12 protein-coding genes are annotated in these 15,306 nt (G+C 47.3%); 6 read left to right on the top strand and 6 right to left on the bottom strand.

Annotated elements, in window-relative coordinates:
• Window position 1: 1 nt before the first annotated feature.
• From ACKU40_RS03870 to ACKU40_RS03895, 6 genes are all read right to left on the bottom strand, one after another.
• On the bottom strand, window positions 2-1,948 hold the full coding sequence (locus ACKU40_RS03870) for a PEP/pyruvate-binding domain-containing protein (protein ID WP_320175212.1): 1,947 nt from the start codon (window positions 1,946-1,948) through the stop codon (window positions 2-4).
• 45 nt (window positions 1,949-1,993) lie between these two features.
• Window positions 1,994-3,922: an ATP-binding protein gene (locus ACKU40_RS03875; RefSeq protein ID WP_320175213.1), complete on the bottom strand. Its 1,929-nt coding sequence runs from the start codon at window positions 3,920-3,922 to the stop codon at window positions 1,994-1,996.
• A gap of 10 nt (window positions 3,923-3,932) precedes the next feature.
• Window positions 3,933-4,877 (bottom strand): phosphate/phosphite/phosphonate ABC transporter substrate-binding protein, encoded by a 945-nt coding sequence (locus ACKU40_RS03880; protein WP_320175214.1) that lies wholly within the window; start codon window positions 4,875-4,877, stop codon window positions 3,933-3,935.
• Window positions 4,878-4,929: 52 nt separating this feature from the next.
• A complete protein-coding gene (locus tag ACKU40_RS03885) occupies window positions 4,930-5,556 on the bottom strand; it encodes a hypothetical protein (RefSeq protein ID WP_320175215.1) in 627 nt (208 codons plus the stop codon).
• Window positions 5,557-5,674: 118 nt separating this feature from the next.
• Window positions 5,675-6,835, bottom strand: coding sequence for a sulfite exporter TauE/SafE family protein (locus ACKU40_RS03890; protein WP_320175216.1), 1,161 nt, complete (start codon window positions 6,833-6,835; stop codon window positions 5,675-5,677).
• Between the two features lie 174 nt (window positions 6,836-7,009).
• The gene (locus tag ACKU40_RS03895) at window positions 7,010-7,783 is read right to left on the bottom strand and encodes a DUF169 domain-containing protein (RefSeq protein WP_320175217.1); all 774 of its coding nucleotides are present in this window, start codon (window positions 7,781-7,783) and stop codon (window positions 7,010-7,012) included.
• 458 nt (window positions 7,784-8,241) lie between these two features.
• On the opposite strand from ACKU40_RS03895, the gene ACKU40_RS03900 reads away from it, so the two are divergent.
• From ACKU40_RS03900 to ACKU40_RS03925, 6 genes are all read left to right on the top strand, one after another.
• On the top strand, window positions 8,242-8,994 hold the full coding sequence (locus tag ACKU40_RS03900; protein ID WP_320175218.1) for an N-acyl homoserine lactonase family protein: 753 nt from the start codon (window positions 8,242-8,244) through the stop codon (window positions 8,992-8,994).
• A 384-nt stretch (window positions 8,995-9,378) separates the two neighbouring features.
• Complete coding sequence (locus ACKU40_RS03905; protein WP_320175219.1) at window positions 9,379-11,121, top strand: carbon starvation protein A; 1,743 nt, start codon at window positions 9,379-9,381, stop codon at window positions 11,119-11,121.
• 148 nt (window positions 11,122-11,269) lie between these two features.
• Window positions 11,270-11,899, top strand: a complete 630-nt coding sequence (locus ACKU40_RS03910; protein WP_320175220.1) for a hypothetical protein — start codon at window positions 11,270-11,272, stop codon at window positions 11,897-11,899.
• A 177-nt stretch (window positions 11,900-12,076) separates the two neighbouring features.
• Window positions 12,077-13,069, top strand: a complete 993-nt coding sequence (gene hpnA / locus ACKU40_RS03915) for a hopanoid-associated sugar epimerase (protein WP_320175221.1) — start codon at window positions 12,077-12,079, stop codon at window positions 13,067-13,069.
• Window positions 13,070-13,199: 130 nt separating this feature from the next.
• Window positions 13,200-14,165, top strand: a complete 966-nt coding sequence (locus ACKU40_RS03920) for an alcohol dehydrogenase catalytic domain-containing protein (RefSeq protein WP_320175222.1) — start codon at window positions 13,200-13,202, stop codon at window positions 14,163-14,165.
• Window positions 14,166-14,251: 86 nt separating this feature from the next.
• On the top strand, window positions 14,252-15,259 hold the full coding sequence (locus ACKU40_RS03925; protein WP_320175223.1) for a tetratricopeptide repeat protein: 1,008 nt from the start codon (window positions 14,252-14,254) through the stop codon (window positions 15,257-15,259).
• The last annotated feature ends 47 nt before the right edge of the window (window positions 15,260-15,306 follow it).

The following is a 15,306-nucleotide window of genomic DNA, read 5'->3' on the forward strand; positions in this document are numbered from 1 at the left end:
TTTAACCAAGTCCCGAAATAAATCTTGCCGCTACCTGATCGGCATTTTCCTCTTCTTTTACTACCGGATGATGGGTGCCGATGTGGGCTATCAAATGTCCTGTTGTCGCCAGCAATTTTTGAATTTCCGGTTCCCTGCCTCCCTTAAATCTGGCTTCAATCATATCCCCTTGATGATTTGTAGCGAATCCTTGTGACTTCAAGGTGGTGTTGATAAACCTGATTCTTGCTATGCGCTGTTCCGGACTTCCACTGCCGCCTTTGAAACGGAAGTTGATGTGGTTGGCCTGTGCATCAGGATCGCAGACAGCATCCACTTCGGTCAGGTCTTTTTCCGATTTCAGGGTGATGTTCATGTAGGTTCGTGAAAGGATGGCGTAGCCTTCAATGCTGTTGTCTCCATCCCAACCTGCGCGATCTGCCCCAAGGCCGAACCAGAGCGCCCACATGGGAGCGGATTTGATGTCATCCGGTGAAATATCCATCTTACCGGCTGCAGTACTGAACAGGCCGTCCGCAAGGTTAAGTACTGTTACGGAAATGGGCTGGCGTGCCTTCAGGTGTTTCGCGCCATCGATACCCAATCCTTTTTTACTGACCAGCGAGAACATTTCCTCAATGCCTTTTTCATTGGCAAAGCGCACCAGATCATACATGGAGCGGCTTTTTTCCGGCAGGAACATTTCCGTGTTGCGAGGGGAAATATTCAGGTTGGCGATGTAGGAAAGGGCCTGCTTGATACGCACAGTCTCCTTTTCCCCTTGAAAAGGGTAGGAGCGGGCTGATGTGATCATGACCCTGTTGCGCAGGTCGGTGATCCAGTGGCATTTTTGCGGAGCGTCGAAAATTTCTTCTGCTTTTTTACCCAGAGATGCGATTGTTTTTGCCGAGTGGGTGGATAGCGGTGATTTCTCCGGCCGTGAGATGATCCTTTGCTTTTCCCTCCTTGAAATCAGGAAAGGAGTTGTGGAATTGTGGCTGAAAATTGCAGAGCAACCGCTTTCCCTGTCTTTAGGCGGCAGGTAGGATGATTCGTGCAGGGTTTCAATTACTCCTGAATCATGAATATCCTTCATGGGCTGGATAATGACCGAGGCAGGGCTTTCGCGGTCTGCATAGCCGGATTCAATACGGGCCTTGATGGATTCCGCAGTAAATTTACAGGTGACCGCTTTTTTCCAGGCTTCGACAATATTTTGCACTGGAACAGGAGATATGGTGCACCAGCTTTCGGGCAGGGCATAGAGGCTTCCTTCCGGTGTGGAGGATGCGGTCAGACTCAGGTTGCCGCTTCCGCGTGAAGTTTCAAGGGCGGCAATTTCTATTTCAGTAGCAATTGTTTCAGGCATTACTCCCTGCATAAAGCGATCAATGATGGTCCGGGAAATTATATTCAGGTCTGTTATTCCAGTTGTTACTGCTGATTCCAAAATTTCATCAATGGCAATACGCAGGTTGTTGGCTTCAATGAAGTAGTTGTAAACATCGGAACCGATGACCATGCCGTCCAGAACAGGCACGCCGGCCTGCTTCAGCCGAGCGAGGTCGGCGGCACAGGCCCCGGCTTTGAATTCATAGTCGATGGCATCTTCGAGGGGAAAGGTAAATGGTTTTGAAATTTCTGGATCAGGTACGGTTACAGCCATGCGCACGTAGAAATTGATCTTGTTGTAGTAATCCATGATGTCCATGAAGCGCACAGGGTTCATGTCCTGCAAGTGTTCAAGCATGATTCGGATATTGATACCCAGATCGGATGCCTGTTTTTCCACGTATGCCCAGTCTGTGACGGTCAAACCGAAACCGATATCTTCGATGTGCGAGATAGCTTTAAGGCACTCTTCCTCAAGTTCCATGAGTTTCTTGAAAGAGTTGTACCTTCGTCGGAGCAACCGTCCGGGTGGGAAGGTCTCGTAGGTCCAATGGTTGAATACGTGTCTGAATTTCATAATAGTGAATCATATCACAAGTGGTTGTGTTTATAAAACCCTAAGTTACTCTTCAGAGAGTTCATCAAGAGGCAGGGTAACTTCGAACAAAGTGCCGGGTCCTGCGTTTTCGGGCAGATCCAGCTTGCGGCGCAAGACTCGTGGAAGAGGGCTGACTGCTTTAATTGTGCCGCCATGGTCTTTAATTATTCCGAAAGATACGGAAAGGCCCAATCCTGTCCCTTTGCCCACAGGTTTTGTGGAGTAGAAGGGGTCGAAAATGGCATTAATATTCTTCGGTTCTACTCCATGTCCGCTGTCTGCGAAGACTGCTGTGATGGTCATGGAATCCGTATCGAGCTTTGTTGAGATGTGGATGCGTCCTTTTTCATCAATTGCTTCCAGTGCATTGGAAAGCAGGTTCAGCCAGACCTGTTTCAGCTTTTCGGGGTCTCCGTGGATTATGGGGAAACGGTCATCAAGATCTGTTGAAATTTCAACCTGTTCCAGTTTGAAAGTGTGGCTGACTAACTGCACCACCTCCAGAATGGAATTGTTGAAGCACATGGTTATTTTTTCACTCTCATTCTGGCGGGAAAATCCGAGAAGGTCGGCAACAATTTTACGGCATACCCGGGCCTGTTTTTCTATGATTTCCAAATCCTTGGATATTTGGTCCTCTGGCTTGAGATCTTCCTGCAACAGCTGGGCATAGCCGAGGATAATTCCTAGCGGTGTGTTGATCTCATGTGCAACACCTCCGGCAAGTTTGCCGATTGATTCCATTTTTTGGGATTGGATCAGCTGTGCCTGATAATTTTTTAGCTCGGTTATTTCACGGGCTGTAGAGAGTACGCCGATAATATTATTGCTCTGACCATGAACGGGGACACGGATAGTGTGGAACCAGCGTGCAGGTGATTCGTCTGTTTCCGGTTCGCGGGTCTCTTTGTTCACTATGCGTCCGGTTTCAAGGATCATGCGTGCTTCTTCCATGCGCGCTGCTGCGATTTCCTCTGGATAGAGATCCTGATCGGTCAGTCCTATGATGTCGTCTTCCGTATGCCCCAGATGCTCGGCATAGCTTTTGTTTACGGCGAGATAGGTGAGTTGCGGTCCCAGCAGTGAAACAAAGTCCGGAGAAACATTGATGATGGTCTTGAGCAGCTCTTTCTGTCTGGTCAAGTCCGCTTCAGTGATCTGGAGATCTTCAATATGGCAGGCAAGGCTCATGCCCATGGCATCGAATGTATCTGTCAATTCCTGAATTTCGTCCCCTTTCGGGGCATGCGTTATGGCTCGTTTGAATCGGTCTGTAAATTTTATGTTTCTGTTTTCTTCTTTGCGCAGGCTGGGACCAAGGTGAGTGGCAACGATGTCTTCAGCATGTTTTTGCAATGAGCCGAGACGGAAGGTTAAATGCCTCGCAAACTGGGTAGAGATAAGCACTGCAAGTAAAAGAACCGCTCCGGTCAGGGCAAAAATTGCGAAAATAAGGTTTTGAACCACAGCATGGATTCCGCTTCGCGAAAGGCCGATGCGGACTGTCCCTAGCTTTTTATCGCTGAGAAAAATCGGGGCGGCAAAGTCGAAAATGCGTTTTTTGCCTGTATCGATGGTCACTACGCTGATTTTGTTATTCTCGCCTTGATTGGCATCCTTAAGTTGAATTGGGAAGCCTTCACTGAAGGTGTTAGCTAGCACCCGATTCCGGTCATCCATGATGAATGCGTAGACGATTTCATCATCGGCTTTTTTCAGTTCATTGACCATAGAGCCAAGGTTCAGCAAATCAACTGAAAGCAAAGGGTTTTCCGCACGCATGGCCAGATTCCCAGCGAGTACTTCACCCCGTTTGCGGGATTGCTCAATGAGAGCATCAGAGGACATTCGAATGACGAAAATTGCAATGATCAGCGAGGTAAAGGCAACAATTAAGGTCAGTCCGAGATTGATCTTTGTCCGGAATTTAAGCCGGGAGAAAATTTCTATCATTCTAGCCTCCCTATTGTCCGTAATCAATGTTCAGTCCTAATTCTTCCGTAAGCTTTCTTACTGTATCGTAATCGCTGTCCTGAGCAGGAATTATTCCTCTCATCCCTGCCTGATATAGAATCGCGGCCTGTTCCGGGTCATCCATGGACATACGGAACATGCAGTATTTTATCTTATCAACTATTTTATCCGACAATCCTTTACGGGCCGCATAGACCCAGCCCGGAAAGGGTTCGGTTTCCGCAACTATCCTGATTTTATCAATATTAATTTTATCGCGAACAACATTGAGGGTTCCTTCACGGATGGAGGCAAAATCGTATTTACCGGCATAGACTGCGAGGACCGCTTTTTCCTGTTTACCACCCGGTCCGGGGGCAAATGAGATTTCTTTGAAATCAGATTCTTTGATTCCATTTTTGAGAAAAAGCCCCAATGGGAAAAGGTATCCGCCTGCGGAAAGAGGGTCCACGGCGATCCATGTTTTTCCGATGCAGTCTTTTAGTCTTGTGATGGCCCGGTTATCTTTGCGGGTGATAATCTGTCCCCTGAATGTAGGGCTGCCGGACGGTTCGATGATTCGCGCAAAAGCACGAGCACCGCTTTTGGCGATGCTTACGTAGGTCATGGGGTTGGAGAAGGAAATATCGATTTCGCCGTCTTTGACCATGCGGCGATGTTCTTCAAATGTATCAGGAAAGACCTGACGAATTGTAAAACCGGACTCGCGGGAGAGGTAGTCGATTAGTTTGCTGTGCCTTAAATATGAAACCCGGTGTGAATACTGGGGTAAGTAGGCATAAGTTATGGCCGGGCGGGGTTCCGGTACGCGTACTTCTTCACGAATGGACATGTCCACGCGCACAATTTTTTCTTCAGGTTGTGAACCGAAGAAGTATATTGCGGCTCCAGCCAACAGGAATATTGCCGGGAGAGTATATTTGAGCTTGAACATGAATTCTCCCTCGAGAGAGGAGCGCCTTTCCCGGTGAGAATTCTGTTCATGATTAAGCCCTGCTTTCAAGGCTGTTACCGCTTGCAGTTTCCTTTTTTTCTTCAGGAATCTGCGCAAGTTCGTCCCATGAAGTGAGTTCTCCGGCCCTTTTTGCGTCTTCCGCTCTCAAGTCGTCAATTTTTTTGAGTACTGGTATAAATGGTCTTATCTTGGAGAAACCATAGCGTACAATAATATAAGATAAAATAAAAACGAAAGGATAGCCGAGTGAAAATTTGGTGAAGGGTACAGTGTGGATATCTATGCCGGAGAATCTGCTCTGGAGCCAAGCCATGGCAAAAGGTACGGGCCAGAGTGAAACTGCAAAGAGTGCGGCATGGGAAAAGAAGACTTTGCCGAAATATTCATTGGCCCATTTATTGGCAGATTTGAAGGTGTCTTTTTGTTTATGGCGAATCGCTTCAATAGAAATATTGTTCATGCGGGTCATTTCGCGGTTCAAGTCAGTGTAATACTCCCTGTTCCAGATGTAGATCAGGCTCATGGATATTTCTCCGACAATAGTACACCACAGGGCCACCACCGCAGTACCAAGCCAAAAAGCCGCAAGGGCAGGTAAACCAATGCGGTAAGGTGCGATAAGCAGGCTGTCTATGATGGGATGAATTGACTCGAACATAAATTAAACCCCGTTTTGAATTACGATGAAGCGAAGCCGGTTAAAAGATTTTGAAAGGGGAGTCCAGAGGGGAGAACTTTTGCAAAAGTTTTCCCCTCTGGACGTCAGGGACAAAGTCTTAGAACGGAGGCAGGAGGCTGTAGCCGAGGAATCCCTTGGACGAGTAACGGATACCTACGTACAGAGCCAGTACGACGAAGAGTCGCTTGAGCCATACGTCCGGAATGTACTTGGAAGTACGGGGGCCGATAAAGGAACCCACGAGGATACCGAGGAGTTCAACACCGATGAGGGGCCAGAACACGGGGGTATCTTTAACAACCATGTAGGTGAAGACGGAGGTGGTCATACCTACGAGTACGGCCAGTGCGGAGGTACCTGCAACGAGGTACATGGGCAGGCCGGCAACACTGGTCAGGAAGGGCACGAGCAGGAATCCGCCGCCCACGCCGAGGAAGGAAGCAAGTGCTGCGATGATGAAACCGCCGACTACGGGGATAAGGGGGTTGAAAGAGAATTCAACGCCGTAGAAGGTGAATACGCACTTGGTCATGGAGAAGCTGACAACCTTAACACCCATGGCTGCGGTATCAACTTTTGCGCCTTCTTTTTCTTCTTTGATGGAAGCTTCGAATGCCTTTGCTGCTTCTTTAGCCTGCTTTTTGCCAGCCTGTCCTTTGGGAGTGGTTTCGTAGAACAGGTAGCAGCCAAGAGCCAGAACAAAGAGACCGAAGAATCCGATGTAGGATTTCAGGGAGATTTTACCGGCTGTAAGCCAGGGAACAAGGTAGGAACCGGCAATGGAACCTGCGGCGAGGGAAAGACCCAGCGGCAGAACCAGACGGCCCATCTTGTAGTAGTTGAAAGAGGACATTGCCGCGGAAGTACCAACCAGCCACTGGTTAGATACGCGGATGGAGTCGGTTACCAGTTTGTTCATGACCGGAGAGGTCTTTTTGAAGGTAGATGCGTAGTTACCGAAACCGTAAATGGTGATGTGACCTACACCGGCCATGATACCGCCGAATGCGCCGACGGTGGAGAAAATCCAACCTACCCAGATTGCCCATACGAAGCCGATTACGAGGTTAACGCTGGGGCCACCGGGGATTCCGAGGAAGCCGGGAGCGAGTTCAGAGTTGATTTGGCCTGCTTCAGCACCTTTGGGGGTTGCGCTGATGGCATCTGCGAGACGGTCTGCAAAGGCGGGCTGGATATAGGCCACCACTGCCAGTGCCGCGATAGCCATGATCAAAAGGCTTTTGCGTGATTTAAACATAGTGTATCTCCTTGATCGAAAGTTGGTTTTGCTGTGTCTGCTTTCTGCTTCCTTACCGGCTGTTGCAGCAGCCGGAGACCCTATCAGATTCAGATTGAACAGGAACAGCGCCTTCATTCCTATTTGTGCTATCCCCGGGCCTTGCAGTGTCCGGGGATAGCTTTTTTGCTTTTACTATTTTTCTTTCTTGAAAATAATCAGAGGACAGTTCTTGCAGACATCCTGACCGGGGAAGCCATCGCCGGGCTTGGTGATGGAGGAACTTGCGATTTCCATGCGGTCCACAAGTCTCTGAACCATTTTTTTGAACTTGGTGCCGGGAATCATGACGTTGATTTCGCCGCGTTCGGTTTTACCGGCGTTGTAGCTGCCGGAACATGCACAGACCATGTTGAATTCCTGCTCGTTGTAGGTGTACACGCAGCCTGCGCAAGCGGAGGAGTTCATGGTGATGTTCGGGCGCAGGGGATGGGTGTCGGTGGCTGCTGCGTAGTCAACTGCAAAGTGGTAAGCCTGCATGTTGTCACAGTAGAAGTGAACTACGTCAGGTTCGAAGATGCCGTCGATGGAACCGAGAGGTGCCACAGCAATACCGATGAGGCCTTCTTTCATGCGGGGTTTGCTGAGTACGAATTTTTCAGCCTGCTCCATATCTACAACATATTTGGAGTGACCTTTGATTTCACCTTCATCCAGTTCCTTCCATGCGAAAGCGTATTTTGCGTTGCCGCAACCAAGGCCTTCAACATCGGAGTATACGGTCTGGCCTTTCATGCGGGCTGCTATTTCCCACTGGCAGAAGGTCATGGGCTTGAGCGGAACATGGAAATCCGCTTTTTCCTTGAATTCGTCCACTTCAGCCTGATCGAAGAAATATTTAACGGCTACAGGGTAATGATAAAGTCTCATTTCCTTCATCAGCAGTTCTTGAATCTCTTTGTAAGTCATGGTGACCTCCTCACTTCCTTCTATTTAGGTTTAAATAATAAATGTGCTGTGATTGCCCGGTAGTTTTTAACTTACACTCTTTTTATGGGTCTGTGAAAAAATAAACAAACGTTTTTGGGATAAAGAAAAAAATAACATTTTTTCACATTAATTGCGCTTCAAAAAACTCTATGGAGCTCAATCTTTTGATAAAAATTTCACAATATATTTAATAAAATTATATAAAATAGTATGTTATAGTAATTTCTTCAGTTGAATTTATTTTACATTATGATTACTTTTAGAAAATACAAATTCGTTTTTAGAATTGATTGTTAGACTTTTCACTTATCTCGTTGACTGTAGATCTCGTTTGAATTTTACAATTGCCTGTAAAATGACCTAAGATTCACGCTGCTTAAACTTTGCAGATTCAGGCGGAAAACTGTCCGATATGGATAACTGGATAAGGAGGAAATATGTCCAAGTACAGAATTCATCCCATCGTTGTAGGTACGAAGAGATTCGACAAAGGTATGATGACCTATCAGCATGATTACGGTCAGCCATACATCATTCCTATTTATAGCTGGTATCTGGAAGGCGGTGACAAGAAGATTCTTGTTGATACCGGAGAGATGCAGCCTATCATTTCCGAGGATCGCGAAGCTGATCTCGGCGGCAAAATACACACTTTCGAAGACGGTCTGGAAAAATTCGGTCTCAAGCCTGAAGACATCGACATAGTTGTCCATACCCATTTGCACAATGACCATTGTGAGAATGATTACAAATGCACCAACGCTAAATTCTACGTACATCGTAAGGAGCTTGATCATGTGCATGATCCGCATCCGCTGGATTTCCGCTATTTGGAGGATTATGTGGAGGATGTGGAGGAGGCTGGGCAAATAGTGGCCGTTGATGGTGATTACGAGGTGGTTCCCGGCATACGTATGATGCATACCCCTGTCCATACACCGGGCGGCATGACTGTCCTGATTGATACCGAAGGCGGGCTGGCAGCTATTACCGGATTTTGTGTGATTATGGAGAACTTCAATCCTCCGCCAGAAGTACGGGGCATGGAGATGGAGGTTATTCCTCCGGGGACTTCGGTCAATACCTATAAAGCTTACGACATCATGCTTAAAGTCAAAGAAATGGCAGACATACTTATCCCGTTGCATGAGCCTGCTTTTGCCAAGGTTGATGTAGTGGAAGGCACTTAAGAGGCGTTGCAATGATTCTGCAATTAAATTGTGGCCGCATTATTTGCGTAAAAACGATTTTCGGTGAACTTGTTGCAGGTTAATCGTTAATATCACATGCGTTATTTTGAATTGTGAAATTGCAAACGGTTGTGGTTACGGTATTTTTAAAAGGGAACTGGTAATTCATGCTGAAATAATTTAGGTAGTAGAATCCTAAAATTATTATGAGTACCCACTGCCGTCCCGAGGGGGCCTGGTTCAGCATATAAGGTTGTCTTCTGACAACGGGCGGGCTGAATCCGGAAAGGGTTTTTAAGGCAGGGTGCTCGTAAAGTGTGTGGTTGCGGGAAGACATCGGGTCTTTCTGCCTGTATTGGTTCTTTTTTCTTTGGAGGTATTGAGGTGAACTCACTCGTTATCGCCGGTCTTTGCTTTGTGGGGTATATTGTTGCGTATCATACCTATGGCAAATTTCTGGCAAAAAAGATTTTTCAGATTGATGAGAACAAGGTTTGTCCCAGCTGCGAACTCGAGGACGGTAAAGACTTTGTTCCTACTAAAAAAGAAGTGCTCTTCGGGCACCATTTTACTTCCATTGCCGGACTTGGTCCCATCGTAGGTCCCGCAATTGCTATTATCTGGGGTTGGGTCCCCGCTGTTCTTTGGGTTTTCTTCGGTGCCATCTTCATGGGGGCTGTTCATGATTTTGGTTCCCTTGTCGTCAGCCTGCGCAATCAGGGCCGTTCTGTGGGCGATCTTGCAGCCGGGTTGCTTAACAATCGTGTGCGTTCTTTGTTTCTGATCATCATCTTTTTTGAGCTGCTGATCGTTATCGCTGTTTTTGCACTGATTATCGCTATCCTTTTTAATATGTACCCCGCCGCGGTTGTTCCGGTATGGAGTGAGGTCCCCATTGCTGTCGGCCTTGGCTGGCTTATGTATAAAAAAGGCGCGGACCATACTGTCTGGTCCATCATTGCCCTTATTGCCATGTACGCATTTGTTGTGGTCGGTGTTTACCTGCCCTTCAAAATGCCAGCTATTGCAGGCATGAACCCGATCGTGGTCTGGACTTTGATAATGCTGGTTTACGCATTTATCGCATCCATTCTTCCGGTTACCGCCTTGTTGCAGCCTCGCGACTACATTAACGGGCACCAGCTCTTTGTAGCCCTGATTCTGTTGGTAATCGGCGCTGTTGTGGCTCATCCCACATTCGTTGCCCCGGCTCTCGACCTTGCACCGCAGGGTGCTCCGCCGATGCTGCCCTTCCTGTTTGTTATTATCGCTTGTGGCGCTATTTCCGGTTTCCATTCTCTGGTAAGCTCCGGTACTTCCGCCAAGCAGTGCGAAACCGAGCGCGATTCCCGTATGATCGGTTACGGTTCCATGCTTATGGAAGCTGCATTGTCTATCCTCGTCATCGTAGCTGTCGGCGCTGGACTTGGGCTTGGAAAGCATACTGCTGATGGTCAGTTCCTGACCGGAACCGCAGCCTTCACCACCCACTACGCATCATGGGCATCCGCAGCCGGACTCGGCGCAAAGCTGGGTGCGTTTGTTGAAGGCTCCGCTAACCTGATGGCCAGTTACGGTATCCCTTCAAATATCGCTCTTGCAATCATGGGCGTGTTTCTGGTCAGCTTTGCAGCGACCACCCTCGACAGTGCTACCCGTATTCAGCGTTACGTTGTAGGTGAACTGGCTCAGGCATATAAAATGCCTGCCTTGTCCGGAGCCGTTCCCGCAACTTTGATTGCAGTCGGTACTGCTGCCATACTTTGCTTTAACGGCGGGTTCTCCATCGGCGCACTGAAAAAGGGCGCTCTGGCTCTCTGGCCGCTGTTCGGTACTGTAAACCAGCTGCTGGCAGCACTGGCTTTGCTGATCATCACTGTTTATCTTGCACGTAAAAAAGTTAAAGCCATTTATACCGGTATCCCCATGGTCTTTATGATCGCCATGACCGGTTGGGCAATGGTGTTCAACCTCCAGAAATTCTACGCCGGAGGCAAGTGGCTGCTCTTCGTAGTAGGTTTGATTGTATTCGTGCTCGAAATCTGGATGATTGCTGAAACCTATCTGATTATGAAGAAGGTTTATGGCGGTGACGAAGAAGCACAAGGAGTTACTGATAACGCCTAGCTGATCGTTTTCAGTACATATAGTGAAGAAGCCCCCGGCAGCCTTTGGTTGTCGGGGGTGTTTTTGTGAAGGATGTGTACATGTTTTTTGAGAGAGGTTATGATGGTAAGTGTATAAATCAGTCCATGCAGGTATAGGGGCAGGGAACATGAAATCAGAAGACAGAGCCACAGATATAACCATTAATGAATCCGGGATTATCTGGAATTGGAACGCCAAGCATATTCTTGCGGATAAATATCGAATGCTGGAGTTCGGTAAATTGCTGGTGGCTGTCTTGGTAATGTTTATTGTTTTGATGGTGGTTATTGTCGTTGCTGTAGATGGAGGTATGAGGGAGCTTCAGACTGCTCTTTATATTTCTATGGCTGCCATAGGAGGATTCGGGGTGCTGATTCTTGTGGCCCTTGCCTTGGTGGGCCATGTTTTTAGATATCAGTTCGGAGTATCGGATAAATCAGTTTACTCTCGGATGTTTACGGGAAAGATGGAAGATGCAGCAACAGCGATAGTCGTTCTTTCTGCCATGATGGGAAATCCCCAGGCCATGGGGCAGGGGATACTGGCTAAATCTGATGAGTATGTTGAAATCAGTTTTGCAGATATGAAGAAGATCAGTTGGTATCCTGCTGACTATGTTATAAGATTTAAGGGGGCGTGGTACAGCAAGCCGTTTTATATGGATTGTCCGCCGCATCTATATAATGAAATAGAAGTAAAGATACGTGCCGGACTTAAAGTCGCGCACAATGTTAATTTTATCGATGAATTGAATTAAGTAATACTTATTTACAATTCCAAACTTGACACAAACCTATCCTTCATTCATTCCTGCAAGCGGCAGGCACGGCTTTTTGTAAATTTATTCCTGCTCGTATAAGTCCCTCTTAGGAAAGCCGGACAGGTCCAGTAAAATATTTCATATCGATACCTTACCAATAAACAACCATACATTATGAACGTAATGATCACCGGGGCGACCGGATTGATTGGTTCCCGGCTTGTCAAAATTCTTGCTGAAAAGGGATTCCATATTAAAGCTCTTGTTCGCGATAAGATCAGGGCTCAGCAGCTTATTAATGAACCAGTGGAATTTGCAATTGGAGATTTGAATAACGAATCTGCACTTGAAGAGGCTTTGCAGGGCTGTAGATATCTTTTTCATCTGGCAGCGGATTATCGTCTTTGGGTTCCGGACCCGGAAAGTATGACCCGTACTAACGTGGAAGGTACGCGTTTGCTGATGCAGAAAGCCCTTGAAGCCGGGGTGGAGCGTATTGTCTACACTTCCAGTGTTTGTGTGCTTGGAAGTAATGATGATGGGAGCCCTGCTGACGAAGACGCTGAATCAACAGTTGCGGACATGATCAGTCCGTACAAGAAATCCAAATTTTTAGCTGAGAAAGTGGTTATGAAGATGATTCGGGATGAGGGGCTTCCTGCTGTGATTGTGAATCCCTCAACTCCGGTTGGGCCGGGCGATTCGCGGCCGACTCCTACAGGAACCATGGTGCTCAATGCCGCCCGTGACGGCGGAATGTTTTACGCTGATACAGGGCTGAATGTCGCTCACGTTGATGATATTGCTTACGGTCATCTGCTTGCCTTGGAAAAGGGTAGAATTGGTCGCAGGTATATCCTCGGAGGGGATAATATCAGCCTTAAGGATTTATTTGCCATGACAGCCCGGATCACCAATAAGCCCGGACCTAGGTTCAGGGTCCCGCAGATGGTGATGTATCTCGCTGGTTTCACCGGGGAAGTAATGGCAAGGCTGGGACTGCTCAAGAATCCTGTGGCTACCATGGATAGTGTGCGCATGGCATCCAAAAAGATGTATTACAGTTCTGAGCGGGCTGAAAAAGAATTGGGCTACACTCATCGTCCGGCTTTGGAAGCGGTTCAGGATGCGGTCTGCTGGTTTAAGGATCAGCAGATGCTTGATTAGATTTTTTGGTGGTACTAATTTTTAAGCCCCCGTTGACCAGAAGGTTGCCGGGGGCTTTTTCTATCTCATCTCTTGGCGTCTGCCGGACTTGCTGCTAAAAACGGTAATTATAGAGATTAAAGGAGAAATTATGCGCTCAATATATTTTGAAAATGGAAAAATTGATTTTGTTGAACGGGATAAGCCGCAACTTGCTCCCGGCGAAGCTTTGCTCAAGGTCCGGCTGGCTGGAATTTGCAATACGGATATTGAATTGCATAAGGGTTATTACGGGTTTGCAGGTGTTCCCGGCCATGAATTTGTTGCGGAAGTTGAAGACTGTCCTGATAGGCCTGAGTTGGTCGGTAAGCGCGTTGTGGCAGATATTAACTGTCCGGTTGGTCCGTTTAAGGGTGATCACAGGCATGCTCCTGATCGGACTGTTATTGGTATAGTCAATCATGACGGGGCGTTTGCCGAGTACCTGAAAGCACCTGCTGATAATCTTTGTGTGGTCGCGGACAATGTTGAGGATCGGGCTGCTGTTTTTGCCGAGCCTCTTGCTGCCGGACTGGAGGTCAGCCAGCAGATTCATATTATCGGGGATATGCGGGTAATGGTGCTTGGAGATGGAAAGCTGGGCTTACTTACCGCGCTGGCTTTGAAGTTATACAACCCTAACGTTTTACTGGTGGGTAAGCATGAGGATAAGCTTGCCATTGCTGCGAAGCAGGGGGTGAATACCTATTGTCTCAGTGACCCTGAAGAACTTACCGCGCTGTCTGAAAAGTGGGATAAATTTGATTTGGTGGTGGAAGCTACCGGCAGCGAGAAAGGCATTAATTATGCTCTTGATTTTGTGCGCCCTGAAGGAACCATTGTTGCCAAGACCACTTCGCATCTGCCCAGCTCTATCAACCTCGCCAAGCTGGTGGTTGATGAAATTTCCATTGTCGGCTCCCGTTGCGGTGACATCGGTCTGGCATTGAATGTGTTGGAACAGGGAATTATTGATGTGAGCGGCTTGATTGAAGCTGAGTATGATTTTTCTGATTTTAATGATGCATTCGAGCGCGCTATGAGTAAGGGAGCATTGAAGGTTCTGGTTAGGATGTAGAAGCTATGTTATGATTTAATCTCTTATGGAGGAATTTAATTAAATTTACGGTGTTCTTCAATCCTTTCATAAAAGGGGATATTTTCATGCGGCGCGTTCTTCTTGTTTCGTTCTTTCTGCTGTTTTGGATGCTAAATGGTTCGGCATATGCGGCTTCGTTAGAGAAGATAACCGGTAAGGTTGAGTTGTGTCGTTGCAATCAGGATTTTTTCGTACAGGTGCAGATAGGTCAGGAAGTAAAGATCGGAGATGTCTTGCGTACCGGACCGGATGGAAAAGCTGTTTTGCGTCTTGATGCGGGATCAACCATGAGTTTTGGCGAAAACAGTGAATTTAGGCTTGGCGGAGAAATTGAGGGCGAGAAACAAACTCTTATCGGTACCTTCTATCGCGGGGTATTGCGGGCCATACTCAGTAAACGCGAAGGATCTTATATAGCCACCCCCCGTTCATTGATAGGTATTCGGGGTACTGATATTTCCCTGACTCAGAAAGGTAATGCCGGATTTTATTTTTTAGACGAAGGGCGTGTGGGGGTGCAGTCAGAAAGTACAATTGCCGTGCTTGATGCAAGGCAGATGACCGCTACCTATGCGGGGCGTAAGCCTTTGCCGGTGTTTACATTCAGCAAGTCTTCAGGGTTGTCTCAGGCTCGGGACAAGTTGTCTTTGCTGACTTCAATTGAGATTCCTCCTTCTTTGAAAGGGCAGGCGCAGCTTAACGAAATTCTTGCCCGTTGGATCATAAACTATGCCCATTATCTGGCAGATGCTGGAAAAGCCGGAGATGCTGAAACAGCATTGCTTATTGCAGAAGAACTTACTTCAAAACAGAATGTTAAGGGTGAAGTCCTGCTCCAGATTGGAGGGCTGTATTTTTATCATCTAAATGATGTTCAAGGGGCATTGCGTTCTTACCGCAGGATAATCCGTGAATATCATAATACACCATATTATGAGAATGCCCTCTATGGTGCTATCCGTTGTTTTATGCAGCTTGATCAGCAAGAAAAGGCTGCGGAATATGCACGTCGATATGAGGAAGTATTTCCTGACGGAAAGCATATTCAAGGGCTGGATAGTCTTGTGCGATAGATTTAAATAAAATAATTTTTAGGAGTTGTGTATGTCCTCCCCGGTTT

The organism is Maridesulfovibrio sp., from assembly GCF_963666665.1.
Lineage (GTDB): Bacteria > Desulfobacterota > Desulfovibrionia > Desulfovibrionales > Desulfovibrionaceae > Maridesulfovibrio.

Excerpts from the sequence above, each read along its gene's own strand:
- ACKU40_RS03885 (WP_320175215.1), bottom strand. The coding sequence starts at position 5,556 with ATGTTCGAGTCAATTCATCCCATCATAGACAGCCTGCTTATCGCACCT.
- ACKU40_RS03900 (WP_320175218.1), top strand. The coding sequence starts at position 8,242 with ATGTCCAAGTACAGAATTCATCCCATCGTTGTAGGTACGAAGAGATTC.
- ACKU40_RS03875 (WP_320175213.1), bottom strand. The coding sequence starts at position 3,922 with ATGATAGAAATTTTCTCCCGGCTTAAATTCCGGACAAAGATCAATCTC.
- hpnA (WP_320175221.1), top strand. The coding sequence starts at position 12,077 with ATGAACGTAATGATCACCGGGGCGACCGGATTGATTGGTTCCCGGCTT.
- ACKU40_RS03910 (WP_320175220.1), top strand. The coding sequence starts at position 11,270 with ATGAAATCAGAAGACAGAGCCACAGATATAACCATTAATGAATCCGGG.
- ACKU40_RS03895 (WP_320175217.1), bottom strand. The coding sequence starts at position 7,783 with ATGACTTACAAAGAGATTCAAGAACTGCTGATGAAGGAAATGAGACTT.
- ACKU40_RS03925 (WP_320175223.1), top strand. The coding sequence starts at position 14,252 with ATGCGGCGCGTTCTTCTTGTTTCGTTCTTTCTGCTGTTTTGGATGCTA.
- ACKU40_RS03870 (WP_320175212.1), bottom strand. The coding sequence starts at position 1,948 with ATGAAATTCAGACACGTATTCAACCATTGGACCTACGAGACCTTCCCA.
- ACKU40_RS03890 (WP_320175216.1), bottom strand. The coding sequence starts at position 6,835 with ATGTTTAAATCACGCAAAAGCCTTTTGATCATGGCTATCGCGGCACTG.
- ACKU40_RS03920 (WP_320175222.1), top strand. The coding sequence starts at position 13,200 with ATGCGCTCAATATATTTTGAAAATGGAAAAATTGATTTTGTTGAACGG.
- ACKU40_RS03880 (WP_320175214.1), bottom strand. The coding sequence starts at position 4,877 with ATGTTCAAGCTCAAATATACTCTCCCGGCAATATTCCTGTTGGCTGGA.